General features: G+C 44.8%; 25 protein-coding genes. 11 read left to right on the top strand and 14 right to left on the bottom strand.

Annotated features, from left to right (window positions below):
• The first annotated feature begins 289 nt into the window (after positions 1 to 289).
• Positions 290 to 1,405, top strand: a complete 1,116-nt coding sequence (locus AACU28_RS07425; RefSeq protein WP_102445047.1) for a hypothetical protein — start codon at positions 290 to 292, stop codon at positions 1,403 to 1,405.
• A gap of 75 nt (positions 1,406 to 1,480) precedes the next feature.
• On the opposite strand, the gene ppsA is transcribed toward AACU28_RS07425, so the two are convergent.
• Positions 1,481 to 3,853 carry a phosphoenolpyruvate synthase gene (gene ppsA, locus AACU28_RS07420; protein WP_017086817.1) on the bottom strand — a complete coding sequence of 791 codons (2,373 nt, stop codon included), beginning with the start codon at positions 3,851 to 3,853 and terminating at the stop codon, positions 1,481 to 1,483.
• A gap of 178 nt (positions 3,854 to 4,031) precedes the next feature.
• On the opposite strand from ppsA, the gene ppsR reads away from it, so the two are divergent.
• Positions 4,032 to 4,865: a posphoenolpyruvate synthetase regulatory kinase/phosphorylase PpsR gene (gene ppsR / locus AACU28_RS07415; protein ID WP_102445045.1), complete on the top strand. Its 834-nt coding sequence runs from the start codon at positions 4,032 to 4,034 to the stop codon at positions 4,863 to 4,865.
• A 125-nt stretch (positions 4,866 to 4,990) separates the two neighbouring features.
• On the opposite strand, the gene grxB is transcribed toward ppsR, so the two are convergent.
• From grxB to AACU28_RS07400, 3 genes are all read right to left on the bottom strand, one after another.
• Entirely contained in the window at positions 4,991 to 5,623 is a 633-nt protein-coding gene (grxB, locus tag AACU28_RS07410) for a glutaredoxin 2 (RefSeq protein ID WP_121602685.1), read from the bottom strand.
• Positions 5,624 to 5,971: 348 nt separating this feature from the next.
• Complete coding sequence (locus tag AACU28_RS07405) at positions 5,972 to 6,130, bottom strand: hypothetical protein (RefSeq protein ID WP_004733064.1); 159 nt, start codon at positions 6,128 to 6,130, stop codon at positions 5,972 to 5,974.
• Between the two features lie 164 nt (positions 6,131 to 6,294).
• Positions 6,295 to 7,275, bottom strand: coding sequence for a Gfo/Idh/MocA family protein (locus tag AACU28_RS07400; protein WP_121602684.1), 981 nt, complete (start codon positions 7,273 to 7,275; stop codon positions 6,295 to 6,297).
• A gap of 209 nt (positions 7,276 to 7,484) precedes the next feature.
• On the opposite strand from AACU28_RS07400, the gene AACU28_RS07395 reads away from it, so the two are divergent.
• Together AACU28_RS07395 and AACU28_RS07390 are read left to right on the top strand one after the other, a co-directional pair.
• Positions 7,485 to 7,967, top strand: a complete 483-nt coding sequence (locus AACU28_RS07395; RefSeq protein ID WP_017094286.1) for a GNAT family N-acetyltransferase — start codon at positions 7,485 to 7,487, stop codon at positions 7,965 to 7,967.
• 2 nt (positions 7,968 to 7,969) lie between these two features.
• Entirely contained in the window at positions 7,970 to 8,725 is a 756-nt protein-coding gene (locus AACU28_RS07390) for a L,D-transpeptidase family protein (protein ID WP_121602683.1), read from the top strand.
• A 78-nt stretch (positions 8,726 to 8,803) separates the two neighbouring features.
• Here the strand turns inward: AACU28_RS07390 and AACU28_RS07385 are convergent, their stop codons facing one another.
• The 7 genes from AACU28_RS07385 to AACU28_RS07355 form a co-directional block, all read right to left on the bottom strand.
• Entirely contained in the window at positions 8,804 to 9,541 is a 738-nt protein-coding gene (locus tag AACU28_RS07385; protein WP_017094284.1) for a sulfite exporter TauE/SafE family protein, read from the bottom strand.
• 159 nt (positions 9,542 to 9,700) lie between these two features.
• Complete coding sequence (locus AACU28_RS07380; protein WP_076647199.1) at positions 9,701 to 10,420, bottom strand: glycerophosphodiester phosphodiesterase family protein; 720 nt, start codon at positions 10,418 to 10,420, stop codon at positions 9,701 to 9,703.
• 56 nt (positions 10,421 to 10,476) lie between these two features.
• Positions 10,477 to 11,787 carry a sn-glycerol-3-phosphate import ATP-binding protein UgpC gene (locus tag AACU28_RS07375; protein ID WP_121602682.1) on the bottom strand — a complete coding sequence of 437 codons (1,311 nt, stop codon included), beginning with the start codon at positions 11,785 to 11,787 and terminating at the stop codon, positions 10,477 to 10,479.
• Positions 11,777 to 12,619, bottom strand: a complete 843-nt coding sequence (gene ugpE / locus AACU28_RS07370; protein WP_009846304.1) for a sn-glycerol-3-phosphate ABC transporter permease UgpE — start codon at positions 12,617 to 12,619, stop codon at positions 11,777 to 11,779. Before ugpE ends, AACU28_RS07375 begins: the two co-directional genes overlap by 11 nt.
• Before the next feature lie 38 nt (positions 12,620 to 12,657).
• Positions 12,658 to 13,539 carry an ABC transporter permease subunit gene (locus tag AACU28_RS07365; RefSeq protein ID WP_121602681.1) on the bottom strand — a complete coding sequence of 294 codons (882 nt, stop codon included), beginning with the start codon at positions 13,537 to 13,539 and terminating at the stop codon, positions 12,658 to 12,660.
• A gap of 246 nt (positions 13,540 to 13,785) precedes the next feature.
• Positions 13,786 to 15,078: an extracellular solute-binding protein gene (locus AACU28_RS07360; RefSeq protein WP_108223709.1), complete on the bottom strand. Its 1,293-nt coding sequence runs from the start codon at positions 15,076 to 15,078 to the stop codon at positions 13,786 to 13,788.
• 287 nt (positions 15,079 to 15,365) lie between these two features.
• Positions 15,366 to 15,968, bottom strand: coding sequence for a 2OG-Fe(II) oxygenase (locus AACU28_RS07355; protein ID WP_121602680.1), 603 nt, complete (start codon positions 15,966 to 15,968; stop codon positions 15,366 to 15,368).
• Between the two features lie 400 nt (positions 15,969 to 16,368).
• On the opposite strand from AACU28_RS07355, the gene AACU28_RS07350 reads away from it, so the two are divergent.
• Positions 16,369 to 17,157, top strand: a complete 789-nt coding sequence (locus AACU28_RS07350; RefSeq protein ID WP_102442235.1) for an MBL fold metallo-hydrolase — start codon at positions 16,369 to 16,371, stop codon at positions 17,155 to 17,157.
• Positions 17,158 to 17,232: 75 nt separating this feature from the next.
• On the opposite strand, the gene AACU28_RS07345 is transcribed toward AACU28_RS07350, so the two are convergent.
• Together AACU28_RS07345 and rimK are read right to left on the bottom strand one after the other, a co-directional pair.
• Positions 17,233 to 17,661, bottom strand: coding sequence for an ATP-dependent zinc protease family protein (locus AACU28_RS07345; RefSeq protein ID WP_004733090.1), 429 nt, complete (start codon positions 17,659 to 17,661; stop codon positions 17,233 to 17,235).
• A 32-nt stretch (positions 17,662 to 17,693) separates the two neighbouring features.
• Positions 17,694 to 18,599, bottom strand: a complete 906-nt coding sequence (gene rimK / locus AACU28_RS07340) for a 30S ribosomal protein S6--L-glutamate ligase (RefSeq protein WP_010428457.1) — start codon at positions 18,597 to 18,599, stop codon at positions 17,694 to 17,696.
• A gap of 603 nt (positions 18,600 to 19,202) precedes the next feature.
• Between rimK and AACU28_RS07335 the strand changes: the two genes are divergently transcribed.
• Together AACU28_RS07335 and AACU28_RS07330 are read left to right on the top strand one after the other, a co-directional pair.
• Positions 19,203 to 20,987, top strand: a complete 1,785-nt coding sequence (locus AACU28_RS07335) for an SgrR family transcriptional regulator (protein ID WP_121602679.1) — start codon at positions 19,203 to 19,205, stop codon at positions 20,985 to 20,987.
• Between the two features lie 187 nt (positions 20,988 to 21,174).
• Entirely contained in the window at positions 21,175 to 22,239 is a 1,065-nt protein-coding gene (locus AACU28_RS07330; RefSeq protein WP_121602678.1) for an MBL fold metallo-hydrolase, read from the top strand.
• Between the two features lie 129 nt (positions 22,240 to 22,368).
• On the opposite strand, the gene AACU28_RS07325 is transcribed toward AACU28_RS07330, so the two are convergent.
• Positions 22,369 to 22,794, bottom strand: a complete 426-nt coding sequence (locus AACU28_RS07325; RefSeq protein WP_017060573.1) for a MarR family winged helix-turn-helix transcriptional regulator — start codon at positions 22,792 to 22,794, stop codon at positions 22,369 to 22,371.
• A 97-nt stretch (positions 22,795 to 22,891) separates the two neighbouring features.
• Between AACU28_RS07325 and AACU28_RS07320 the strand changes: the two genes are divergently transcribed.
• The 4 genes from AACU28_RS07320 to AACU28_RS07305 all read left to right on the top strand — a co-directional run bounded on the left by AACU28_RS07320 (position 22,892) and on the right by AACU28_RS07305 (position 26,292).
• The gene (locus AACU28_RS07320; RefSeq protein ID WP_102491080.1) at positions 22,892 to 23,383 is read left to right on the top strand and encodes a DUF2798 domain-containing protein; all 492 of its coding nucleotides are present in this window, start codon (positions 22,892 to 22,894) and stop codon (positions 23,381 to 23,383) included.
• Positions 23,384 to 23,416: 33 nt separating this feature from the next.
• Positions 23,417 to 23,722, top strand: coding sequence for a DUF3861 domain-containing protein (locus AACU28_RS07315; protein ID WP_017071499.1), 306 nt, complete (start codon positions 23,417 to 23,419; stop codon positions 23,720 to 23,722).
• 206 nt (positions 23,723 to 23,928) lie between these two features.
• Positions 23,929 to 24,693 (top strand): hydratase, encoded by a 765-nt coding sequence (locus AACU28_RS07310; RefSeq protein ID WP_121602677.1) that lies wholly within the window; start codon positions 23,929 to 23,931, stop codon positions 24,691 to 24,693.
• Positions 24,694 to 24,933: 240 nt separating this feature from the next.
• The gene (locus AACU28_RS07305) at positions 24,934 to 26,292 is read left to right on the top strand and encodes a Na+/H+ antiporter NhaC family protein (protein WP_017091519.1); all 1,359 of its coding nucleotides are present in this window, start codon (positions 24,934 to 24,936) and stop codon (positions 26,290 to 26,292) included.
• Positions 26,293 to 26,310 lie beyond the last annotated feature (18 nt).

The raw sequence follows: 26,310 nt of genomic DNA, 5'->3' as shown, positions 1-26,310 counted from the left end.
GTGATGACAAACCTCTCAATGAAGAATTGCGTAAAGGATAACGTAAGGTCAGCTCGATACCAATAAATGTTCCCCGATCTAAACATATTACCTTTGCTTCTTCCCAGTAGGTTCGGTGCATTCGGCACTGTGACTTTATGGAAGTACCTCTCAAACCTTATTTATTTTATAGGCTTATCTAAATTGGCTAATGTAATTATCAAATCCATAAACTAATATCGTTGGAGTGAAAAGGAATTGCGAGTCAGCAAGCACAGTTTTAAATGCATATTTGAGAGGGAGCCAAAATATGCCAGGGACAGAAGAAATACAGATCAGCCAAGAACAAGTGAGAAAGAATAAAGCCAAGGTCTTGGCGAAGATAAACCAGCAAGGGATTATGTCGCAAGGATTCCGATTGGTGAATGTTCAAGACTATAATCAAAGGTTACAGGCGCTCAGACAGAAAGTAGAAAATTTTGATTATCTGAACGCAGCGAACAAACAGCAAGACCAAGTGATACTCGATATCATGACTGAGAAAGAAAAAATTCATGACTACTTGGATCAAACATCGAGTCAGAAATTAGCTAGCGGCAACCTAGATTTTGGTTCTCGAAACCAAGTCGCCAATGCAACACTTAAGAAGAAACAACTTTTCATGATGTTTATGGAAACCGTAGAAGCGCAAGAGGCGTTAAAAGAATACGCGGTTAAAGTGGCTTCGGTGTGTAATGGAACCGTCAAACAGCCTCCGGGTGCTTACCTTGGGGTTAAAGACTTCCACGGTGCGTTAGATAAGATCACCAACCGTAAACGGCACTATGACATTGGCGATCTCAAAGACGCCGCACGTATGACAATCGTGTTTGAAACCTCACAAGATATGATCGCAGCGAAATCCATCATTGCGCTATCGACAGAATTTGACAAATTGAAACACCATCAATCAGCAATGAAAGATCGCTATGGCACCAGTAAAGGCAAAAACGCAAAGTACAACTGTGGTGCGACTGAAGCTGGATACAAAGATATAAAATTCTTTCTAGAGATGGAGAATGGACATATTGGTGAGCTTCAACTGAACACGAAAAATATGATGGTTGCGAAAAAGAACGGGCACATCATTTACGATATTCTTCGTGACGGTGGCACACTGGATAAGCCATTCACCATTACAAACTCAGAAGTGCTGGCGAAGGTCTCTCGTAATATGAATGAGAAGTGGTTCAACTTTATGAATACCCGAGTACCGAAAGCAAAGGAAGACATTGCTAAGGTACAAGCGATTGTTAACCGTCTTAATCAAAACCTCGCGAATGGAGTTAACTCATTACTCGTGAATTTAGATGATATAAAGACATTATCCAGTGTTAGCCTGTGTATATATGCGCAAGGTGATAATGCACGAGCTTTGCTCGAGTAAACGTAAAAAAAGCCAGTCGCAATGACTGGCTTTGTTGACTCTACTTTTCGGTGTTTCTATTTGAGTGGCTAAGCGTTACTTATTCGCAACGTTACCTAGCTTCAACCAGGTATCGATAACCGTATCTGGGTTTAGTGAAACAGAGCTGATGCCTTGTTCCATTAACCACTCGGCTAGGTCGTCATGGTCAGATGGGCCTTGGCCACAAATACCGACGTACTTACCCGCTTTCGCTGCTGCATCGATAGCCATTTTCAGCATCGCTTTAACTGCAGGATTACGCTCGTCAAATAAGTGCGCAACATCGCCTGAATCTCGGTCTAGGCCAAGTGTCAGCTGTGTCATGTCGTTTGAACCGATAGAGAAACCATCGAAGTACTTCAAGAACTCATCAGCCAATATCGCATTCGATGGTAGCTCACACATCATGATGACTTTCAGACCTTGGTCGCCACGACGTAGGTTAAACTTAGCCAGAATATCGATAACCGATGCCGCTTCGCTTGGAGTACGAACGAATGGGATCATGATTTCAACGTTCTTTAGTCCCATCTCGTTACGAACACGTTTTAGTGCTTGAGTTTCAAGCTCGAAACAGTCTTCAAATACTGGAGAGATGTAACGAGATGCACCACGGAAGCCCAGCATTGGGTTCTCTTCATGTGGTTCAAACGTTTTACCGCCAACAAGGTTGCTGTACTCGTTCGACTTGAAGTCAGACATACGTACGATCACACGCTTAGGCCAGAATGCAGAAGCGATGGTCGCAATGCCTTCTGTTAGCTTGCTTACGTAGAAATCGATAGGATCTTTGTAGCCACGGATGCGTTGGTTGATTTCTGCTTTGATCTCATCCGTTTGCTCATCGAAGTTCAGCAGAGCTTTAGGGTGAATACCGATCATCTTGTTGATGATGAATTCAAGGCGAGCAAGGCCAACACCTTCGTTCGGGATTTGAGCAAAGTCGAAGGCACGATCTGGGTTACCTACGTTCATCATGACTTTGGTTGGCAGCATTGGTAGCTCATCAACCTCAGAACGTTTGATTTCAAAGTCGAGTTCGCCGTTGTAAACGTAGCCCGTTTCACCTTCTGAACATGACACTGTTACGATGTCGCCATCATTTAGGCTACTTGTCGCGGTACCACAGCCTACAATGGCTGGAATGCCGAGCTCACGCGCAATGATTGCAGCGTGACAGGTACGGCCGCCACGATTAGTCACAATCGCAGACGCTTTCTTCATCACAGGTTCCCAGTCTGGGTCTGTCATGTCGGTTACCAGTACGTCGCCTTCTTGAACCAGTGACATTTGGTCTAGAGAATCAACCAAGCGAACAGGGCCAGAGCCGATACGTTGACCGATAGCACGGCCTTCAACCAAGACATCCGCCTTGTTGTTTAGCTCGTAACGCTCGATAACGTTTTGGTCACTTTGAGAACATACGGTTTCAGGACGCGCTTGAACGATGTAAAGCTTGCCGTCGATGCCATCTTTTGCCCACTCAATGTCCATCGGACGTTGGTAGTGCTTCTCGATGATCATCGCTTGTTTCGCTAGTTCTTTGATCTCTTCATCGTTCAGTGAGAACTCGTTACGCTCTTGAGTATCGGTATCGATGATATCAACCTGCTTGCCGATCTCTTGGTTGGTTGAGTAGATCATCTTGATCAACTTAGAACCAAATGTCTTTTTAACAACTGGGTAGTGACCCGCTTCTAGCATTGGCTTGTGAACGTAGAATTCATCAGGGTTCACAGCGCCTTGTACGACCATTTCACCTAGACCCCAAGAAGAGGTGATGAATACCACTTGGTCGAAGCCTGACTCAGTATCAAGCGTGAACATAACACCTGAAGAAGCTTTGTCTGAGCGAACCATACGCTGGATGCCCGCAGACAATGAAATGCCACGGTGATCAAAGCCTTGGTGTACTCGGTAAGAGATAGCACGGTCGTTAAACAGTGAAGCGAACACGTGTTTAGTCGCTTCGATAACCGCATCGATCCCTTTCACGTTAAGGAAGGTTTCTTGTTGGCCTGCAAAAGAAGCATCTGGAAGGTCTTCAGCTGTTGCCGATGAACGAACCGCTACAGACAATTCTTCGTTGCCTTCAATCAGTTCGCGGTAGTTATCACGGATGTCTTGCTCTAGTGATTCTGGGAAGGGTGCGTCTAGAACCCATTGTCGAATCGTTGCACCTGTCTTCCGCAGTGCGTCAACGTCTTCAACATCAAGTTCATCAAGGAGTTGGTGAATGCGCTCATCAAGACCTTTGTAGTCAAGAAAGTTATTAAACGCATAAGATGTGGTAGCAAAACCATTAGGTACTGATACGCCAGCGTTGGCTAGGTTAGAAACCATCTCGCCAAGTGAAGCATTTTTACCGCCGACTTTGTCGACATCTTCCATGGAAAGGCCATTGAACCATAGGGTGTTATTTTGCATTTATTTCTCCAGAAACATAGCAAGCATTGTAGGGATTTAAAGGCAAACGATTACGTATCAGTTTAAAAAAATGTAAATTATTTTCTAAAGCTGTGGGGGACGTAATAGTCAGCAGGGTTTCGTTATATATATTATGGTTCCCATCCTACTCAAAATAATTTTAAACATTAAATAAAAAATGCAAATTGATATCCAAAGTCGTGATGTATTCTATGTTTCTGATGGAACGGCCATAACATGTGAGACTTTAGGGCATGTTGTTCTAGGTCAATTCCCATTCGAAGCTAATGAAAAAACCTTCCCGTTTGTCGAAAGTGAGGACAAACTTTCTGATTTATTAAAAGAGATCGAAATTTCGTATCGTGATACGGGCAACCACCCGTTAGTCTTTTTTTCGATTGTGATTCCAGACATCAAGCAGAAGCTCTTGGAGGCACCAGCGCATTGTTATGACGTGCTAGAGAGTATTGTGCAGAAAGTGCAAGACGATACCCAAATGGCCCCGGTGCCTAAGCTGCAGCGCTCTCGTAGTGTTAATAAAGATTCAGTGAAGTACTTCGACCGTATTGCTGCGATTGAATACACGTTGGCTCATGATGATGGCATCACGCTGAAAGGGCTTGAAGATGCGGATATCATCCTATTGGGTGTGTCTCGAAGCGGTAAGACACCGACAAGCTTGTATATGGCGATGCAGTTTGGCTTGCGCGTAGCGAACTATCCGTTCATTCATGATGACTTGGCGCGCTTGAAGCTGTTACCCGAATTTGAGATCTACCGACACAAGCTGTTTGGTTTAACCATTGATGCGGAAAGGTTGACTGAAATCCGAGAGAACCGTTTAGCCGGCAGTGAATACGCGAGTGATTCGCAATGCTTGTATGAGTTGCAAACGGTAGAGTCGATGTTTCGCCGAGAAGCGATACCTTACATCAACACGTCATCGCTATCGGTTGAAGAAATTTCAACGCGAATCTTGGAGCGAACAGGGTTGAGAAGGCGTTTGTTGTAGAAAAAATAATTGAGTCATAAGGATCGAAGCTCGTACGGACAATGGTTCGGGGAGCTTCGATTTTTCGTTTAGGCTCGTTGCTAACGACTAACGACTAACGACTAACCACTTAGCAAATTAGGAAATTAGCGAAGAAGCTTGATGCCTAACGTTTTACTCTGTTTTTCTAACCAACGCTCAAGTGCTGGTGGCCATGTGATGCTTGGTTCAACACAGAAGCCACGAAGCATTGAGAAATAGAGTGCTTGATCAACTAAAGGTAGCGATGATTCACCATTCTCTAGATCCAATAGAAGCTCTGCATCTTTCAGTAATGGGTTAATCAGTTGAACGTATTGTGGGGTCTTTTCTAAGAGCTCTTCAAAGTTAAAACCTTCGGTCTCTTTACTTGCACGCCAAGCCTCTTTGGCTCCAGCAGAGCGATATTCAGCCAAGTCGAGGTTCCACCAACGTGGGCGTCCGATCTGTTGAGTAAGAGGGAAAGCGCGGCTTTGAAAAAGCACAGCCTGCTCAGATGGCTCACGTTTCTCGTCACTTGATTTCAAATCCATGAAGTAAACAATGATGTCTCGGCTTTCAGCCATAATAGAACCGTCGTTTTTCTGTAGGACTGGCACCATCTTCTTACCGATCAGATCGATAAGGGTTTGGGCATCATCATAATCCACAGAAACAAGTTCGATGTTCAAGCCTAAAGATTGAGCGATGTAGGCAACTCTTGCACAGAAAGGACAGTGGTCGTAAATGTAAAGCTTCATAGCTTCCCTCATTCAGGGTCATTATTAGTATAAGATGATGCTAATGTACCAGAAACTTTCGCAGACAATAAGCCTTTGTTAACAAGAACTATTCACTGCGATTGAGTGCTCGACGATATCAAGATAACGATGAGAATAAGTACCTAGTGTAGAAACTCGTTGCCTAATTCTATTGTTAGTTGGATGCCGTTTTATTGTAACGAGTAAGCGAATGGGAAAGCTGGTGGGTAAATAACGGGCACAAAAAAGGCTCTGGCGGCTCACTCTAATGCAGAAGAGTGAAGTCAGCCAAAGCCTCAATGTTGTTACCTTTAGCAGAGTGACTACTAAAAGAGCAGAGTGGTTAAACTATGCTTTTTTAAGGTCTTGTGCTGGGTAAGTAAGCGTCATTGCGCCTTCTACCGTTGTAACGTGAACGTAGCCACCACCAGCACTTAGGCCAGTCACTACCATTTCACCAAGCTCAACACCTTTTGTTGCTACAACGCGATCGTCAACTGAAAACACTTTACACACCTTCAATAAATTAAATAAATACGATAGATATCGAACGCGGATTTAAACAGATGGCACCCCAATCGACTAATCCGGTTATTTGTCGTAAAGATTAAATTTAGTTATGCATAAAACAGTATTTCTTAAAAATCAGCTTGTTAACTCATTCAGCGATGTTATTTGTCTGCCGGATAAGCGACACCAACTTGTTGGCGCATCTCTGTAATTAACTTAGCAACAGTTAAAGCGCGCTGTTGGGCTTGCGCTTGAGTTTCTTGATCGCCACCAATGCAGTCTGCGAAGGCTTGCGCCTCGTAACACATTGAATTTTCGCTTTGCGCTTGGGTTAGACTCTCAACACTACCATCGCGGTAGCGGATCTTAACGTCAGTACATTCAGCGATGTGATCGATGATGATCGCTCCTAGTTCACCTTGGATCTCACTTGGCGTATAAGAATCACTGACTTTGGAGTGCGCAAGGGTCACATCAAACTCAGGGTATTGGAAGATCGCACAGCCATGTGCGTCCACGCCTGAATCAAGTAGCTTTGCGGAAGCCTGTGCATTTTCAGGTTTGCCAAATAACGCGACTGTCGCGGCAACACAGTAGAAGCCAATATCGATCAATGAGCCGTTAGAAAAAGCTGGGTTGAAGGTGTTTGGGTTCTCGCCATTTAGGTATTTTTGGTAGCGCGATGAATACTGGCAGTAGTTGATGTGTGCCTTATGTACCTTGCCAATCTTTTCTAAACCAAGTTGAATTTGCTTAAAGTTCGGCAGAAACTGAGATTTGTACGCCTCAAACATCACCACACCGTTCTTCTGAGCGACCTCAAACATTCGGGTTGCTTCATCAATATTCGATGCGACAGGCTTTTCACAGATGACATGTTTGCCGTGCTCCATCATGAAGATGGACTGTTCGCAATGGAGTGAATTCGGTGAAGCGATGTATACGGCTTCAACCGTTTTGTCATTGGCCAATGCGTCGAGTGAGTTATACGTCGTTTCAATGTCAAACTCTTGGGCGAACTGTGCCGCGCTGTCTAGATTTCGAGAGTAAACAGCAGCAAGTTGCATCGATTGAGATTCGTGAGCAGCTTGAACAAACTTTTGTGTAATCCAATTCGTTCCAATTACAGCAAACTTAATCATATAGGTGTCCAATAGTTAGTGTATTGATTCTGCAGAGATAGTAGCACTCAACGGCTGGCAATGTGCCTGAGATTTACGGAACAATTTCCCTAAACATAGAGCCTAATATTAATAATCAGCCTTCACAAAACGTCTGGGTTGACCAGTACAACGGTGCACAACGAAGTCATTTTTGCTAAGGTATTAGTGAATTCAAATAAGGTAATGATATGCAAATCCGGACTGCCAAGGTCACTGATATAAGCTCGATCTTAGAGCTCTCAGAGCAGATAAATCGTCAACATCATCTTGGTGCCCCAATGGTATTTGCGCCACCTTCGTTGGGTTTTACTGACAGTGAAGAGTACTGGTTAGGGTTGATGATCGATCCTGTAGGGGCTTTCTTCGTTGCCGTTAATGAGCAGCAAGTGGTTGGCTTCTTAGCCGGGAAGGTGACACAGAACAAAGGGGTGAGCTTTATTCAGCCGCATAAGGTGGCAAGAGTGAATACGATTGTGGTTAACGATCAAGTTCAAAGCCAAGGTGTCGGTCGAGCTTTAATGAAGTCATTCAATCAGTGGGCTCAAGCGAGCGGTGCTATCGAGCTTAGGTTAGAAGTGATGGAGTTCAACCAGCAAGCTCAGGGTTTTTATGAGTCGTTAGGGATGGAAACTCAATCTCGAACCATGTCCATGCGTTTTGAGGAGATTTAAGGGTGCGTTTGATTTGGCCTTTATCATTGTGCTTACTCTTTTTTACTTCGCTCGCTTATGCGGAGAAGCTCGTCGTCGAAAAAATTGTGTCTGATGCGACTGCTATCGAAACCATTGTATTCGAGTCAGCACCTTCTCATTCTAATCGCACACCTACGTCATCGGTCACCTCGAATTCAAAGCATGTCATTGTTTTGGACGATGCTCTTGAAGGGGACTCTCAACAAAAGGTCGCCCAGCTTTCTCAACGCTCTTCATTAGGCCAACCTCAAAGTTCCTCTCAAGAGTTTTACACTCTATCTGACGAGTCTTCTGGCATAGACCCGTTATTGCAAGTGGTCACCTTAGTTAAAGTCGACAAATCTAAACGTAGAATGTATCTGCTCAAAGGGGAGGAAGTGGTTCAGGAATTTCGTATTGCGCTAGGTAAACAACCGAAAGGGCATAAGCGTTTTGAAGGGGACAACCGAACGCCAGAAGGGAAGTACCAGCTCGACTATATTATGGAAGAATCGGACTTCTACCGCTCGGTGCATATCAACTACCCGCAATCATCAGATATGCAGTGGGCACAAAAAAATGATGTTGATCCTGGGGGCAATATCAAGATTCACGGAATCAAGAATGGTGAGCGTCGTTCACCTAGTTTTATACAAAGCTTCGATTGGACGGATGGTTGTATTGCGTTAACCAATCAAGATATGGATGAGTTCATTCAACTCGTAAAAATGGGTACCCCTATCCATATTGAATGGTAGCTATCGGTACCCAATTTCCCTGAACAATTCTCGAAAACAACTCTCAAAAACAATTGCCGAAATCAGCGCTAGAGCCAGTTACAGTAAGACTCGACCTGCACTGAAGATAGCAATCACAATGAGCAGTGCAATCGTGACTGGCTTGAACTTCGCCCCACCAAACCTCTCAAACAATTTCGAACCGACATAGCCACCAAACATGCTGCTTGGTAAGAGTGCTAGAGTAAGCCAGACCACATCACGATCGACTAACCCTGCGATAGAAGCCGTAACAAAGGCGCTGGAATCAGCTAGTACAAAGAACGCAATCAGGCCTGCTCTGGCAATGTGTGGTGCGACAGGACTTGCTAATGCATGCGTGCCAACCGGAGGGCCAGACATGGAAGCTGCGCCATTCATTATCCCCGCAAGGCTGCCTAGAATATAGGGAGCAAATCTAGGTTCGCTTTTGTATTGGAACCCTTTGTAGATCATGATTGCTGACGCAAAAATGAAGGCACTGATGATCAAGATGATCGTGTCTTGGCTAACGGATTTGAGCAACAGCAAGCCGACGGGCGTGAAGGCCAAACAAGGGATAAATACCTTTGAAACCCATCGCCAATTTACGTGATGTTTAACCTTCGGCAGCAATTGGATATTACCTAACAGGTCGATCAGCATGAAAACAGGAACCAGTTCGATAACAGGTACGAATAACGCACTCAATGGCAATGCCACTAAGGTGAAGCCAAAACCTGAGAAGCCACGAACAATAGCGGCGAAAATGAAGATTGCACCCAAAATTGGGAAGGTTGGACTAAAAATGAGATCCATAAATCAAGTAACCAATGAAGCTGTCTAATAAGGCGAGCTAGTGAAACCAAGTGAGTAGCGGAATGTACTCCTACTCACTTGTGTTTGCTACCTAATTTTCAGGTTTTTCAGGGTTAATTTTAAAGTCTCTCGGGGGGTACTTTTTCGGTATTTACGAGGTCAATTTATAGGGTTGAATTGATTCGGAAAATCAGTAAATACAGCATCTACTTTTGAGAGAAATTTGAAGCGAGACGGATCATTGACGGTGTAGCACCATGCTTGAATGTTCGCTTCGTTGAGTGTGTCAAGATCGCTCTGATCAACGTGTTCATAGTTCATATGACAGCTGAACGCTTTGACCTCATTGATGAGCATAAGATCATCTTGAGTCAGTTGCTCTGTGATTACTCCCACTCGATATCTCGGTAAATGATGAGCCATTTCAGCAACCACCTTATGGCTGAAGCTCGAAAGTAAGACCTTATCGGTGTCTAGATTTGAGCGAATCAACTCGTCGTGCAGCAAATCAACGACATAAGGGGCTTGATGTCGGCTGTCGACTTTGATTTCGAGGTTGACGCTAAGATCATGCTGCTCAACAAGTGTGAGTAACTCTTCCAACGTCAGTATTTTTTCTCCAGCGAACTGCTCAGACTTCCAACGGCCAAAATCGAGCTGACGCAGTTCAGCAAGGGTGTGTTCATCAACTCGACCCTTGCCATCGCTGCAGCGCTCAAGCGTGTGATCGTGACAAACGACCAGTTGGTCATCCTGAGTGGGCTGAATATCAACTTCAATCCATTTCAAGCCGAGTTTAGCCGCTTGTTCAATGCTTGCTTTGGTATTTTCTGGGTGAGTACCTGCGACACCCCGATGACCTACGATGATAGACGACATAATTAATCCTTCTTAAAGACGCACCGTAAAAACGCATTAAATATCAGTGTACTCGATTAAGCTAGAGCCGTCGTTAAGCTTGTCGCATCTTCGTGTGACTCCTGTGATGTGAAGTTATTTGGGTGAATGCGTTTGCCATGATTGTCAAAAATATGCAGGTTGGATTTATCGATTCTTAGCCCTAGGAGGACGGCTTGGCACAGTGTCGTTTCGGGTGTTACTGCAATGAAGGGCTGCTCGTTCACCAGACCATGAACCAGTTGATTTGGACCCAAAGGCTCAATCACACTGATACGCAGTTCAAGAGGCAAGGTATTCATCATCAATTCTGAACCAATTTCAGAGTGCTCTGGACGAATACCAAGTGTGATGGCTGTATTTTTTACGTGGGCGTATTCGGGCAAGTACATTTGCTGGTCGCCAATCTCAAGGTAGCCGTCGTCGAGTGTTGCTGGTAAGAAATTCATCGCTGGGCTGCCAATGAAGCTTGCCACAAAGGTACTGGCTGGCTGGTGGTAGACCTCTCTTGGAGTCCCGACTTGCTCTATTTTACCGTTGTTGAGTACCACAATTCTGTCAGCCAGCGTCATGGCTTCAACTTGATCATGAGTGACGTAAACACTGGTCACGCCAAGCTCGCGTTGCAGCTTTTTGATTTCTAACCTCATGTGGGCACGCAGCGAGGCATCTAGGTTAGACAGAGGTTCGTCAAACAGGAACAGTTGTGGATCGCGAACGATCGCTCGTCCCATAGCAACACGTTGACGTTGACCCCCCGAAAGCTTGGCTGGCTTGCGGTCTAGGTATTCTTCGATTTTCAGCGTTTTGGCGACTTTCTCAATTTTCTCTTCAATAAGGTGCTGACTAACACCTCGGTTCTTTAAGCCATAAGCTAGGTTTTTGTAAACCGACATGTGCGGGTAGAGCGCGTAATTCTGGAAGACCATCGCGATATCACGCAGGGCAGGTTTCTCTGTATCAACCCGACGACCACCTAAGTGTATCTCACCGGCAGAGATGCTTTCTAAACCCGCAATGGAACGTAAAATAGAAGACTTGCCACAACCAGAAGGACCCACCAAGACAAGGAACTCACCCTCATCGATGTCAAGAGAGACTCCTTTGACGGCTTGATGGCCATTTTCATACGTCTTGACCAAGTTTTTGATACCCAACATGGTGGGAGCTTTACGCGTACGATCGTGAGTGGCTTGGTTGTGCGCTAGCGTCTGCTTTAGGTTTGGCATCGGGGTGTCCTCTGTATTTTTGTGGATAGCTTGGTGAGAAGGCAGGTGAGATGTCTTGTACTCATTGAGAGATTGAATGCGGTTATTGTTCATTTGAGTTGTGTCGTTATTATTTTTCACTTTCTACTAGCCCTTTTACAAACCAACGCTGAAATACAACCACCACTAGTACGGGTGGCAACATGGCTAAAATCACCATGGCGAAAGCATAGTCATAGCGCGGTAAACTGGTTTCATTGATATTATTGAGTACTTGTTTGATGCCCATCACGATGGTGTTGTAGCCTTCGTCGGTAGTCATCATGATTGGCCACAGGTATTGGTTCCAACCCACCACAAACATGATGATGAAGATCGCGGCGATCATGGTTTTAGAAAGAGGCAGCAAGATATCGACAAAGAATCGAAATGGGCCTGCATTATCTAGTTGAGCTGCTTCTAACAATTCATCGGGGATGGTTTTGAAGAATTGCCTGAAAAAGAAGGTCGCGGTGGCTGATGCGATCAAAGGCAGAATCAACCCTGTATAGCTATTAAGAAGACCAAGCCCAGCGACAACTTCATAGGAAGGGATAATACGAACCTCTAATGGCAGTAACAGCGTCACGAAGATCAGCCAAAACCACGCCGTGGCGTAAGGGAGTCTAAAGTAGACCAAAGCAAACGCCGCCATCATCGAAATGATGATCTTACCGATCGCAAAACCTAGCCCCATGATCATCGAGTTGGTGATCATTTTACTGGCGGTGACTTCGCCACTAAAGCCCATGCTTTTGTTCCAAGCTTCGCTATAAATGGCCGTAAAGTTATCGCCCGGTAGCCATTGCAGACCTTCGCTGACAATGGTGTTTGGGTTATGCGTCGAGCTAGCGAAGATGAGCCAGATAGGGACCAACATAAACAGCATCCCAGCAATTAAAATTAGGTGGTCAGAGACCTTATTACTTTTCATAAATAACTCCTGTCGCGTTAAATCCTAGCGAGGATGGGCTAGTAATGGACACGCTTTTCTACAACGCGAAACTGGATAAATGTAAGAGTGAGGACCAATAGCAACAACACAACAGACTGTGCAGAGCTGCCGCCTAAATCTGCGCCAACAAACCCGTCTCGATACACCTTGTACACCAACGAAGTTGTACCGCCACCTGGACCGCCATTGGTCATGGTGTCTATCACCCCAAAGGTTTCAAAGAAGGAGTAGGTGAGGTTGATGACCAACAGAAAGAAGCCAGTAGGGGCGAGTAGTGGGAAAGTGATGGTCCAGAAACGTTTCGAGTCACTGATACAATCCAACATCGCTGCTTCTTTTACTGCGTAAGAGATCGATTGAAGCCCCGCCAGAAAGTAGATGAAATTCACCGAAACTTGTTTCCACACGGACACCAAAATCAGAGCAAACGTGGCATCAACAGGATCGGTTTGGAAGCTGAAGTCCCAACCCACAACGGCAAATAACTCGGTAAATACACCAATGTGCGGGTTAAACAAGAAAGCGCCGATAACGCCTGCTATCGCGGGTGCAACCGCATAAACCCAAGTGAGTGTGACTTTGTATACGCCTTGTCCGTGAATGATGTTGTCGGCTTTCACGGCAAGCAGCAGAGCCAAGGCAAGTGATAAGAAAGAGACCACAATCGCGAACATCAAAGTAAAGCCAATCGAGTTCAGGTACTCGCTCGATTCGAATAGCATTTGGTAATTCTCAAACCAGACGAATATAGATGAGGTGCCCCAAGGGTCTTCTAGCATGAAGGACAGGTAAACCGCCTTTGCTGCTGGGTAGATAAAGAAAATGGCAATGATGAGGATCTGAGGCGCCAAAAATAGGTAAGGCAGCGGAGAGTGAAAGAATTGCTGACGTCGTTCCACAGGGTAATCCCTAAAAATAGTTACAGTGGCCACTATTAGATTAGTGACCGTTACCACTAGCGCGATATCAAGGCATGCATCCAGTTGAGTTATCGTTGTTGGAGCAAGAAATGGCGCTAATGAAGAACCTCCTCACGCCTTGCCATTACGTTTTTAATAACGCAGTGACAAGTGGTGAGGAGCAATGAACGGCTTTTGGTGTGTTAAGCCTTCAGTTCAGTTATCTGCTCTAGCTAAAAAGCAGAATTAGTTCATGGTTCGAGCGAAGCGTTTCAGTAGTTTGCTGCTCTCATCTTCGACCTTGTCTAGGCTGTTCTCGACACTAGAGCGGCCTGCGAAGATGTTATCGAACTCACGGTGCATCACTTCACGGATCTGCGGGTAATAACCTAGGCGGTAGCCTTTAGTCCACTCGCCCGATTTAAGGCTTAGCTGCTTTACGCCCACTTCCGCGTCTGGCTGTTCTTTGTAGTAACCAGACTCTTTCGCTAGTTCATATGCAGCAGTCGTTACAGGCACATAGCCAGTGGTTTTGTGCCAGTAAACCTGAGTTTCAGGCTTAGTCAGGTAGTCAAAGAATGCAGCCACACCTTTGTCTTGTTGTTGGTCATGGCCATTGAGTGCAAACAGAGCAGCACCACCAATGAAGGTTAAGCCAGCATCTGGGTTAACCGATTTCCAGTATGGAAGGTAAGTTGTGCCTAGCTCGAAAGGTACGCGGTTACGTAAACCACCGAATGAACCTGAAGAGCCCATCCACATTGCCACTTCTTGGCGCTCGAAAGGCGTTTGGTTTGCATCCCAATCGCTGCCGTAATACTTGTAGTAACCTAGATCTGACCACTCTTTCATCTTGCTAACGTGCATCATCATGTCTTTGGTGTTGAACATGATTTTAGTGGATAGGCCGTCGTAGCCGTTGTTCTGGTCAGAGACTGGCAGGTTATGGCGAGACTTGAAGTTCTCGAACATGATCCACGGCGTTAGAGATTGAGAAAACGCAATGTGGCCTTCTGCTTTCAATTTCTTGGCCACCACTTCTAACTCTTCATAAGTCTTAGGCGCGTCGGCACCTACTTCCGCTAGAAGGTCTTTGTTGTAGTAGAGAACTGGTGTCGAACTGTTGAAAGGCATACCAATCATCTTGCCTTGGCTGTCTGCATAGAAGTTACGAACGCCCGCTAGGTAGTCGTTCGAATTAAAGTTGTAGCCAGACTCAACCAGAATATCCTGTACCGGTTTGGCGACGCCTTTAGCGTTCATGATGGTTGCAGCACCGGCATCGAAGACTTGTAGAATGTTAGGAGCTTCGCCTGCTCGATATGCTGCGATACCCGCTGTTAAGGTCTCTGTGTATGAACCTTTATAGATTGGCGTGATCTTGTAATCATCTTGTGACGCATTAAAATCAGTCGCAATTTTATTGACGGTTTCTCCAAGTTGGCCGCCCATTGCGTGCCACCAAGTGACTTGAGTCGTTGCGAACGCTGGCATTGCCGCTGTTGCGGAAAGAACGCCTGCCAAAATTAGCTTATTCATCTTCGTTTCCTTTTGGATGAAATCGATATCGAGGTATTGGATTAGAGTGTTAACGAGACGGTAGGGGTGTCGTTTGAAGCTATCTTGAACAGGCCATATTTCACTTACGTGGCTAAACCGTTTCACTGATATGAAAGATTCGTTTCGATTTTATTTAAGAGAAAAGTTATTGATGGTTTTGATGTTGAACATGTTTGGTTTTTAAGACGTTTTATTGGACAACTGTTGTTCAATAAAAAAGCCTCTCGATGGAGAGGCTTAGAAGAAGGTTCGATGTGGATACCGTTTTAGTGCGCGATGTCCAATTGGTTGTCTTTCACACCGTTAATACGGAACCAACCAGCGATACTGAATCGCTCTGTGTTGGTTGGCAGTACCTCGTGTGGGAACTGTTCAGACAAGAATACCAACAGTCGACCACCCTTTGGTGGAATGGTCGCGATGTGATTGTCTTTTAAATCGTAAACCACGAGCTCCCCTGCGTCTTCCTCAGACCATTCGTCATTCATGTAGAATACTGTGGTCAGGCGGCGGTTTTCGTTGCCTTTGAAGCAGTCTAAGTGCTTCTGGTAAAAGTCACCTTTTTCATATTTTGCAAAGTGCGCTTCGTATTCGAACAGACCTAAAAAGAAAGCTTGGTTTGCCTCTAAACGAATTTGTTCCATTTTGTCTAGGAACAGAGATGCTGGTTCGCCCATATCACGGCGTACCCACTGAATTTTGTCACTACGAATCGCTGCTTCTCGTGCTACGTCATCGTTACGGCCGATCCTAGCCTTTTTCCAGTTCTCTGGAATGCAATCCCTCAATGCCACTACTTCCTCGTGAGTTAAGAAGTCATCCCAAACAAAGTAACCTTGGGTAGAAAGAGCATCGATAAGTTGGTTCATGTATAGCACTCAGACAATAAATTAGAGGCGCATATATAGTCCGAATAACTGAGGTCACCAAATCACATGTTTTGTCGTTACGATAAATGGTGTTGGCAGCTTGAATCGCAAGGCCTATAGAGCAAGGTTTACGGCAATGCGGGCATTCGATAATGCTGAAAATTATCGGATGAAATTGATGCTCATCTTTGGAATCTGTTCCCATTCTTCTGAGTTGAATTGGATTTGAGTAACATTGGTTTTGAGTAACGTTGGATTTGAGTAATTTAGTGAATACCAATAGAAATCTTGATTCGAGTTCTCTATCCGGTTTTAGATTGTTGTTAACAAAATGATCACAATTGAAGTTGGATTTGCTATTGTATAGGTCTGACCAGTTGTTTTATCACAAGGAACGGTTTTGCAACTTCATACCATCAAAGGCTATATCCAAGACATGTATCTCGTAGAGTACCCTGACAGGTTGTTGTTACTTGATGGTGCGTGCCGAGCGGATATTCCCCACCTTAAAGTTTTCATTGAAGATGATCTTGGCCGTGAATTTAGCGACCTACACACAGTGGTTGTGACGCACATGCATCCAGATCACGCAGGAGCAGCACACAAACTCAGAAAGCTCACGAATTGTAATTTGGTTGCAGCAAATCGAGATAAGGATTGGTACCACGGCATCGATGGCATATTGATGCATTTGACCGATTTGGCATTAGCACGGTGGATGGCGAACCGATTGGGCAAGCCCAAAGCAAATCTGTGGTATTCAAGAAAGTTGAAGCCGGATTACAAGCTGTCGGATGGTGATAGCATTCCTGGCTTTGATGATTGGTTGGTTCTGGAAACGCCAGGCCATACCGATAGAGATCTCTCTGTCTATTGCCCATCACACAGCGTTGCTTATGTGGCGGACTTGATGGTCGAGGTCAAAAAGAAGCTGATTCCGCCTTTCCCAATTTTTCATCCCAATAAGTATCGAGAGTCGGTATCTCGTATCTATGAAATGCAGCTCGACACTTTGCTGGTGGCGCATGGGGGACAAGTGAACTTGAGTGAGCAAGCGTTTGAACATCTGCTGATGAGTGCGCCAAGAAGGCCAGTGACACATTGGCGAGTGACTAAAATCAAACTCAAAGGTTTGGTAAAATCTGTTTGGCGGTTTGGGTTTAAAGATAAGAAAAATCGCCATAAATAATAAAGGCCAGTCTCAAAGACTGGCCTTTATTAATACGCGTTGTTGACTCACTATTTGAGCTGTGGAGCAGTTCAATCAGTGAGAAATTAGAAATTCGCCCGCTGGGTCAACAATCACTTTGTCACTCATGCCTTGACGGCCAAGCAGCATCATATAAGTCATATCTTGACGGTTGCTCAGTGTGATATCGATGGGCCATTCCTGACCACCGATTTTTAGCATGGTTTCAATCACACAACGGTGTTCAACTTCGCCGTTCGATGATTTGATTCTTTTACTTGTTTTCAGCTTCGCCTTGCAGCGCACTGTTTCTTCTAAGTGGTAAACGTCTGGGTGAAGATCGAACTCAACGAAGTTTTCACCATCTGTTTTTACACATAGTAGATTGTCTACGTGTAGAGAAGAGGTTTGAGCTCCTGTATCAACACGCGTATGTAGCCCAGTTATCCCTAACTCTGGTAAGCAAAGTGCTTCTGTATTCCCTATGATCATTTTATTGTTCATGTTTTTTCCAATCATGAGTAAACGGCGTTTAATCAGCCTTTGCCACGAGTACGGTTAGCGTTTGGTTTTGCATTTTTCTCGATAAATCCGAAAATCATGTCTGCTACATCTTTACCTGTCGCTTTCTCGATACCTTCTAGGCCTGGAGAAGAGTTCACTTCCATTACAACAGGGCCATTCTTAGATTGTAGAATATCGACACCACATAGGTTTAATCCCATGATTTTAGCTGCATTGATCGCTGTAGCGCGCTCTTCTTTGGTTAGTTTAACCAATTGAGCTGTACCGCCACGGTGCAGGTTAGAGCGGAATTCACCCTCACCAGCTTGGCGTTTCATTGCTGCAATAACCTTGTTACCCACAACAAAACAACGAATGTCTGCGCCATTAGCTTCTTCAATGAACTCTTGAACCAAGATGTTCGCTTTTAGGCCCATGAATGCTTCGATAACGCTTTCAGCTGCTTTGTTTGTTTCTGCTAGAACCACGCCGATACCTTGAGTACCTTCAAGAAGCTTGATAACCAGTGGCGCGCCACCTACGTTTTTGATCAAGTCTTGAATCTTGTCTGGGCGGCTAGCGAAACCAGTTTTTGGTAAGCCAATACCTTTACGAGACAACAGCTGTAGTGAGCGCAGTTTGTCGCGAGAACGACTGATTGCTACTGACTCATTGATACAAAAAGTGCCCATCATTTCGAATTGGCGAACAACCGCAGTGCCGTAAAAGGTAATGGAAGCGCCAATACGTGGAATAACAGCATCGTATTGAGGTAGCTCTTCACCCATGTAGCGAATCTTCGGATTGTTACTCGCGATATCTATATCACAGTGCAGCGTGTCGATAACATCGACCTGGTGACCACGAGCTTCTCCAGCCGCTTTTAAGCGAGAAGTAGAGTATAGGTTTTCGTTGCGAGAAAGAATTGCGATACGCATGGCGTTTCCTTAGTTAATACCTGATTGGTAACTGCAAATAAATGAGTTGTTAGCTGAGCTTTCAGTTTTTCTGAGGCTCTTTGCTTGCTTCGGGGCGAACCTTAAGGCTTTTCGTTTAACTAAGAAAACGAATTAAATTTGTCGAGTCGACAACGGAAATTTATCGAATGTGTGAGCGATTGGTACAACTAGGTTGAGAGGGAGTTTGGAATGGAAAAGCGAGTTGAGACCTAACTCATATTGGGGGTAGGAGCCTATTAGGTTGTACTCAACTCGCGTTAACTCGGTGCTTAAAAGTGTACTAATAACGCCAGTTACATAGCTCTATAAGTGTTCGTAGTGCTTCTCTTTCGAGCTTGCTACAGGTGCTTTTTAGCTTATTAAGATAGTATTTTCTCATGATGATTACTTCTCTTGTATTAGGCTTTGGTGGGAGCTCAAAGTTCCTTGTTGACCCATTAATTATGGTTACTTAATAGGAAGTAATAAACAGATGGGTTTTTACTAAGTTGTTCCTGTTTTTGTCTTTTATCGCTACTTTTTGACTGATGTGTTTTATAATGGGCTTAATCAGGAAGGGTTGTTTCTAAAAAGGTTCATTATTTGTCTGATCTAAACATGATGCGTTACTACACAAGGCTGGATTCGTTTGAGCCTAACATCTCACATTCGGTGACTTTGACTGAGGTGGCAGACAAGCTGTTCACCAGTTTACGCCATGCACGAACCTTACTCGGCAAGATGCATCAGGCTGAATGGGTGGTGTGGGAGCCAAAAGTTGGCAGGAATCAACGTTCTAACCTGACATTGCGCTTTAGCAATCAAAAACTGACTCAACATGTTGCCAGCAAGCTGATAGAGCAGGGCAAGTACGAAAAAGCGCTCTCACTTTTAGACAATGACCGCGCTGTATTTGGTTCTCTCCTTCAAGAAACCTCTGGCGCGACGATGCGTGAAGGATTGCTTCACGTTCAATTGACCTATAAGCGTAAGTTTGAAGACCTGTTCCCACATCATATTCACCGCAGTAGCGAACGCTTTTTGATCAGGCAAGTGTTCAGTTGCTTAGTCACTTGTAATGGTAAGGGCGAGTTGAAGCCTGAACTGGCGCACCATTGGGAATATGATGCTGAAAAGTTGGTTTGGACTTTCTATTTGCGCCCCGGCCTAACCTTTCACGATGGGCAACCCGTCGATGCTAAACAACTCGTTTCGTTGTTTTCAGCCTTGCAAACCTTACCTTTCTATCAGACAGAGCTAGCCCATGTCGCTTCGGTTTACAGTGAGCAGCCATTGAGGATCAGCTTCCAACTCACCAAAGCAGATACTGGTTTTGCTGGTTTACTTGCTGGGGTTAAGTATTCGATTCAACCCGCAGCGCAAGTAACTGGTGAACCGTCTCCATTAAACTCGGTGTCACATGCTGTTATTGGAACGGGTCCATTTAAAGTGGTTGAGACCAATAATGAACGGATCAAGCTCGCGGCATTTGAGCTCTATTATGGTTGTCGCTCTTTGACTGATGAGGTGACCATCTGGCAGTTTGAAGAGTCGATGACGGGCAGTGCTCGATTCGATGACAGCCAAATGCAAGTCTCGTCTTATGAAGATTCTTCTTGTTTCCATCAGTTAGGGAAAAGCGATACGGAGCTTGTTTCAGCAGACACAGATGGCCTTCGTAGCCGAGTCGAGGATGGATGCCTGTTTATCCTATTTAATCAGAATTCAGCTGCAACTCCGCTTAATAATGAGCAGCGAAAATACCTTTCAGAACTGACCAACCCACAAGCGATTTTATCTCAGTTGGAAAAAAATAAGGGTTTGTTCAGTGTCTCTTTAGCTCAAAACATACTGCCAAGTTGGCAAAAATTATATCGAACGCCTTCGAAAGAAGCACAATTACCGAAAAAGATGAGTATTGCAGTTTATGACTATTATGCGTTGTACCGATGTGCCATCTGCGTTTCAGACATATTGAAACGATATGGTGTGGAAGTTGAGGTGAACACCTACAGTTTTCGAGAATTGGCGCAGCTCTCTCAGAGTGGTGAGTTAAAGGAGGATCTGGTGTTGTGTAACCTGAATCTCGATGATAATGCCCCGTCTTCGCTGTTTTCGTGGATGATGAATGATCCTGTTTTGCACTCTGCTTTGGGAGAGGTGAACAGTGATTGGCTCAAGCAGCGCTTGGATAGTCATAAAGCATCCGTTGAACTGCCTAATTACTTGGCAGAATTGGAGCCCGTTGCATCCACGTTGATTTCTGATTATTGGCTAGTGCCTATGTTCCATCACCTACAAACAGTTCGTTTCCAAGGCATTTTGAAAAACGTGGCCATCACAAACTGGGGATGGCCAGACTTCAAGAATGTATGGTCTGCTGATTAACCTTTCTTACTAACTAAATAACTAAGTTAGCTCGTTTTCAAAGTCGGTTTTTCCAAAATCGACTTTGGCACGCTCACGTCTAGATAAATGAGAACTTACACTCATTGGTTTACTTTGTCATTTTAATATGTACACTAGTAAGTGTAGTTTTTGCGTTGGGATAGACCCAATGATTAAAGAGATATCAATGAAAAAATATCTATTACCGATTTTAGGAGTACTTGCCGTGGTCGCTATCGTAAGCACAGGTTCACAATCAAACGACAATCTAGATAAGCTTCCAAAGAAGTTTGTAAACAGTGAGCTGGAATACAAATCGGGTATGTCTGATATTTTTTCAATCTTGAAAGCATACGTGACTGTGGAAAGAAACGAGCCCGTGCCGCGCGCTGCATTGCCTTTGATTCCAATGACAGCTGAGCAATTGATCGAAGAACAAGACGACGTTGCTTACCGCTTAGGTCACTCCAGTGTGATGATGAAACTGGATGGCAAGTTAGTGATGACTGACCCTGTGTTCAGTGATCGTGCATCACCCGTGCAATGGATGGGGCCAAAGCGTTTTCATCCAACACCAATTACGCTGCAAGAGCTACCCGATATTGATGTGGTGGTGATCAGTCACGATCATTATGACCATTTAGACAAAGGTGCCGTTAAGGTGCTCGCCGACAAAGTGGGGACGTTCTTAGTGCCATTAAGAGTGGGCGCACTATTGGAAAAGTGGGGCGTGGATAAAGAGAAGATCATCGAATTGAACTGGTGGGAATCGGCAACGGCCTCAGACATTGAGTTCACGTTAACGCCGACACAGCACTTCTCTGGACGTGGCTTGCTTGATCGTGACCAAACACTGTGGGGTAGCTGGGTTATTAACGCTTCAGACAAGAAAGTCTTCTTTAGCGGTGATTCTGGTTACTTCAGCGGCTTTAAAGAGATTGGTGAGCGCTATGGGCCGTTTGATTTAACCATGGTTGAAACGGGCGCGTATAACTCTCTTTGGGCGGATATTCATATGTTCCCAGAGCAGAGCGTTCAGGCCCACATTGACCTGCAAGGTAAGGTGATGATGCCAATCCACAACAGTACCTTCGACCTCTCTATGCACGATTGGCAAGACCCAATGGAACAAGCTCTGGCGATTAGCAAAGAGCGAGATGTGCAAATGGTAAGCCCCGTGATGGGTGAACGTTTGGTGATCTCAGAGCCCGTACCTGTTCAGGCATGGTGGAAACTGGCATCGAATAATTAGAACGGACATCTAATTAACACTCTCATCTAAGTTAGAAGTAGTCATGCTGCTAATCTATATAAAGCCAGTTGATAAAAAAACGCCACCGATCATTCGATTCGGTGGCGTTTTTTCGTTTTATTTTGAAGATCAGCTTTCTAAGTTCTGCGCCATTTTCTTCGCAATTTTTCTGAATTGTTCTAACTCGTCTTCGGCCATGCCTTTGGTCATTCTCTTCAGCATGTCTCGATCGATATCCGAGACCTTACTCATGATCTCTTGACCCTTATCAGTCAGAACCAATAACTGGCTGCGCTTGTCTTCCGGGTTCGGAGACTTCTTCACAAGTTCCTGATTGATCAAGGCATTAATGAGCCGAGTGACCTGTGCTTTATCACGATCTAGGAAGTGTGCGATATCGATAGCGGTACATGGAGACTTCTTGGTAATGATCTTCATGACACGAATGTTCATAGGTGCGATCTCTGAGTCTAAGCTCTCAATCTGTTCGCTCATTTGACGTTTCAAAGAGTGCACTAAACGAAAGATAGACTCTAGCGATGTGTTATCAGACATAAACGATCCTTAGAAATGTAGTTGACATTGTCAACTACTGTATTTATAGTTGACATTATCAACTTAATTGTTCGTAAATTCAAGACAGGAAATAGATATGACGATTCAAGCAACTCTAACGCCAACTCTTCCTGAGCAAAAAGGCACACCGGTTTTATACAAAATTTTGGTCATGATGAGCTTAATGCTAACGATTGGCGGCAGTTTAACGGCCGTGATGACTTACATGAATGTCGGATTCGGTGAGGCATTTATTGGCAACTGGCTTTCTTCATTAGCCCTTGTTGTCGTGATCATGATGCCAATGGGCGCGGTGATGATGGCTTTAGTCACCAAAGCCGTTGCTAGAGTGTTCACAACTTATGGCGAGAAAGTACGCAACCTGATCGTGGGACTGATCATGGCTTTTATCATGGAGTCCATCATGGCATTTGTAACAGCTGTAAATAATATTGGATTTTCGGATACATCGGCGTTTACCAGTGGATGGTTTAATGGATTTATTGCCGCGCTTCCTGTTGGCCTTACGATCATGGTCGTAATGTCGATGACGGTTAAACCTAAGCTTGAACGATTCATGAAGAGCTAGCCAAAACATTTCACAGCATTGTAGGAGATCCACATGAAAGCATTTACAGGTAAACACAATAACTACCGCATCACTATTGAAGAAGTGAGCGTTAAAGAAGACCGTGAACTTCAAACCATGCAGTTTGAAATTGAAGACAGAGAAAACATGTTCGCGATTGTTGAGAAGATCAAACAAGACAGCGGCTTAGACGAGCAATCTGCAGCGCGACTCGGGGTGAGCATCCGCTTACTTGGCCCAATGATGATGCAAGATAGAAAGCACCCTCTGTTTGTTGATTTCATGCCTCACTTCAGAAACTTCATGCAGAATCTGAAGAAGACATTGAAAGGGCAGTAAAGCCTAATCATCAGTAATACATCGAAAAGCCAGTAACCAACTTACTGGCTTTACTTACATTTAAATCAAAATAGTTTCAGTTGTTTGCGTCTAGAATATGCGAAAATTGAGGACTAAATTTTCGGTGTTGCACCGTTGTTTAATTGTCTATTCAAGCTTTAAGAAATCCGATATTATACTGGTCATAAAACTAAAGGTGGTATTATATGACAAATGTATTTAAGCAAGCAGCTGAAGAACTGTTGAGTCGTCGCGTTGCAGGCACCAAAGCACCAAGATTGGACGAACAGTACCGTCCGAATAACTTGGAAGATGCGCTAAAGATCCAATCATCAATGATCGATTTGAAAAGCGATAAAGTCGGTGGTTGGAAGTGTTTGCTTCCTTTAGCTGAAGACAAGTTCATTGTTGCGCCTATCTTTTCGGGTAGTGTTCAACAAGGCGAGGTTTGCGAACTGTTTGCTGACAACGACGTAGTACGTGTTGAGCCTGAAATTGCATTTACTCTTGCTAAGAGCTTGCCTGCAAGCCAAGAAGGTTACAGCGAAGAGCAAATCAACGAAGCGATTGGCTCTTGCCATATGGCACTTGAGTTAATGCAATCTCGTTTTGCGGATGACAGCGGCGCTGAGTTCTATGAAAAGCTTGCTGATGGCCTAGTGAACCAAGGTCTGTTCATTGGCCCTGAGATTGACCGCGAAAAAGCGTTCACTTCTGCTGAGATCAACATTGAAGTGACCCAAGGCGAACAAGTTCAAGCATTCGATGGTAAGCACCCAAATACATTACCGCCAAGCCCAATCTATTGGCTGATTAACTACATGACTCGTCGTGGTGTTGATTTCCAAGCGGGTGAAGCCATTATCACGGGCTCTTACTGCGGTATCGTAGAAATGGGATTCGATAAGCCAACGACCTTCCACTACGAAGGCATTGGTGAATACCAAGTGACGTTCAAGCAAAAACGCTAACTTAGCAAAAGCGTTAAGTAAGCAAAAAGCTAGCTTCTGCGTAAATGCTATCTGTTCTCGAAAAGCAATCTGCTCTCAAAAGGCTATTTACTGATGAGTAAATAGCCTTTTTTATTACGTGATGCTCAATAGGGTTCTTATTACTTTGCATTAAATTAGGCGTTTAGACGTCTAGACGTTGACAACCTCTAAGTGTGACATTAGTCTGCTCATCTTCCTGTTCTATTGCGTTGATGTTCCATGTCCAATTCAAAAAATTCTAATGCGGTAATTGCCCCTTCGGCAGTTGCGCTTATCCCTCTGATCGTGTTCCTATCGTTGTTTATTGGCGTAGGTACGTACTTGTCACTGCAAGGCGTCGATTTTGCTTTCTATCAGCTTCCAGCTCCAATTGCAGCTTTGCCTGCTGTGATGTTGGCGTTGTTGCTAAGCAAAGATAAATTGAACCGTGCGATCGAACAGTTCTTAGGTGGAGTAGGTCACAAAGACATTATCGCAATGTGTATGATCTACCTATTGGCGGGTGCTTTTGCGGCTGTGGCTAAAGCGTCTGGTGGCGTGGACGCGACGGTAAACCTAGGTCTATCGGCGATTCCGACAAGCATGATCCTGCCGGGCATCTTCCTTATTTCTGCTTTCATTGCGACCGCAATGGGCACATCTATGGGTACTATCGCTGCGGTTGCCCCTGTAGCACTAGGCATTGCTGACTCAGCTGGCATGAGTATTCCTCTGACAGCAGGTGTTGTTTTGAGTGGTGCGATGTTTGGTGACAACCTTTCTATCATCTCTGATACCACCATTGCCGCGACACGCTCGCAAGGCTGTGAGATGAGAGACAAGTTTAAAGAGAACATCCGCATTGCACTGCCTGCTGCTCTTATCGCGATTGTTATCTTTGCTTTCAACAGCACGGCAACTCAAGTGCCTGAAACGGGCCCAATCGAGTGGCTAAAAGTACTGCCGTACATCACTATCCTGATTCTTGCGGTATCGGGCATGAATGTATTCGTCGTGCTGACAATTGGTATCTTGCTGGCGGGTGGTGTGAGCCTAGGTTCTGTTGAGAACTACGGTATGACGGATTACGCTCAAGATATCTATGCAGGCTTCGGCAACATGCAGGAGATTTTCTTACTGTCGATGCTGATTGGTGGTTTGAGTGAGCTGATGCGTCGTCAAGGTGGATTGGCGTTTCTGACTAACTTGGTAAGTGGTGTGATTCGTGCGTTTGGCTCTTCACACTCTAAGCAAGCGAATGGCCGTGCGAGTGAGCTAGGTATTGCTGGCTTGGTGTCTATGGTGAACCTATGTACGGCAAACAACACAGTAGCGATTATTGTGTCTGGTAGTGTGGCTCGCCAATTGGCGGAAGAGAACAATGTGTCTCCACGTCGTTCTGCAAGCTTGTTGGATATCTTCTCTTGTGTGATTCAAGGCGTATTGCCTTACGGTGCGCAGGTATTGCTATTAGGTTCGGTATTTAACCTATCGCCTTTGGATATTGTAGCCAACTCGTACTACTGTTTTGCTCTTGCAATCGTGGCTGTGGTTGCTGTGTTTATCAAACACCCGGCACGCCAAGTGGCTAACGCTTAGTTGTAATTGTCCAAACTC

It is taken from the genome of Vibrio sp. SBT000027, assembly GCF_963894355.1.
In the GTDB taxonomy this organism is placed as follows: Bacteria; Pseudomonadota; Gammaproteobacteria; order Enterobacterales; family Vibrionaceae; genus Vibrio; species Vibrio splendidus.
This window is presented reverse-complemented; position numbering and strand designations above follow the sequence as displayed.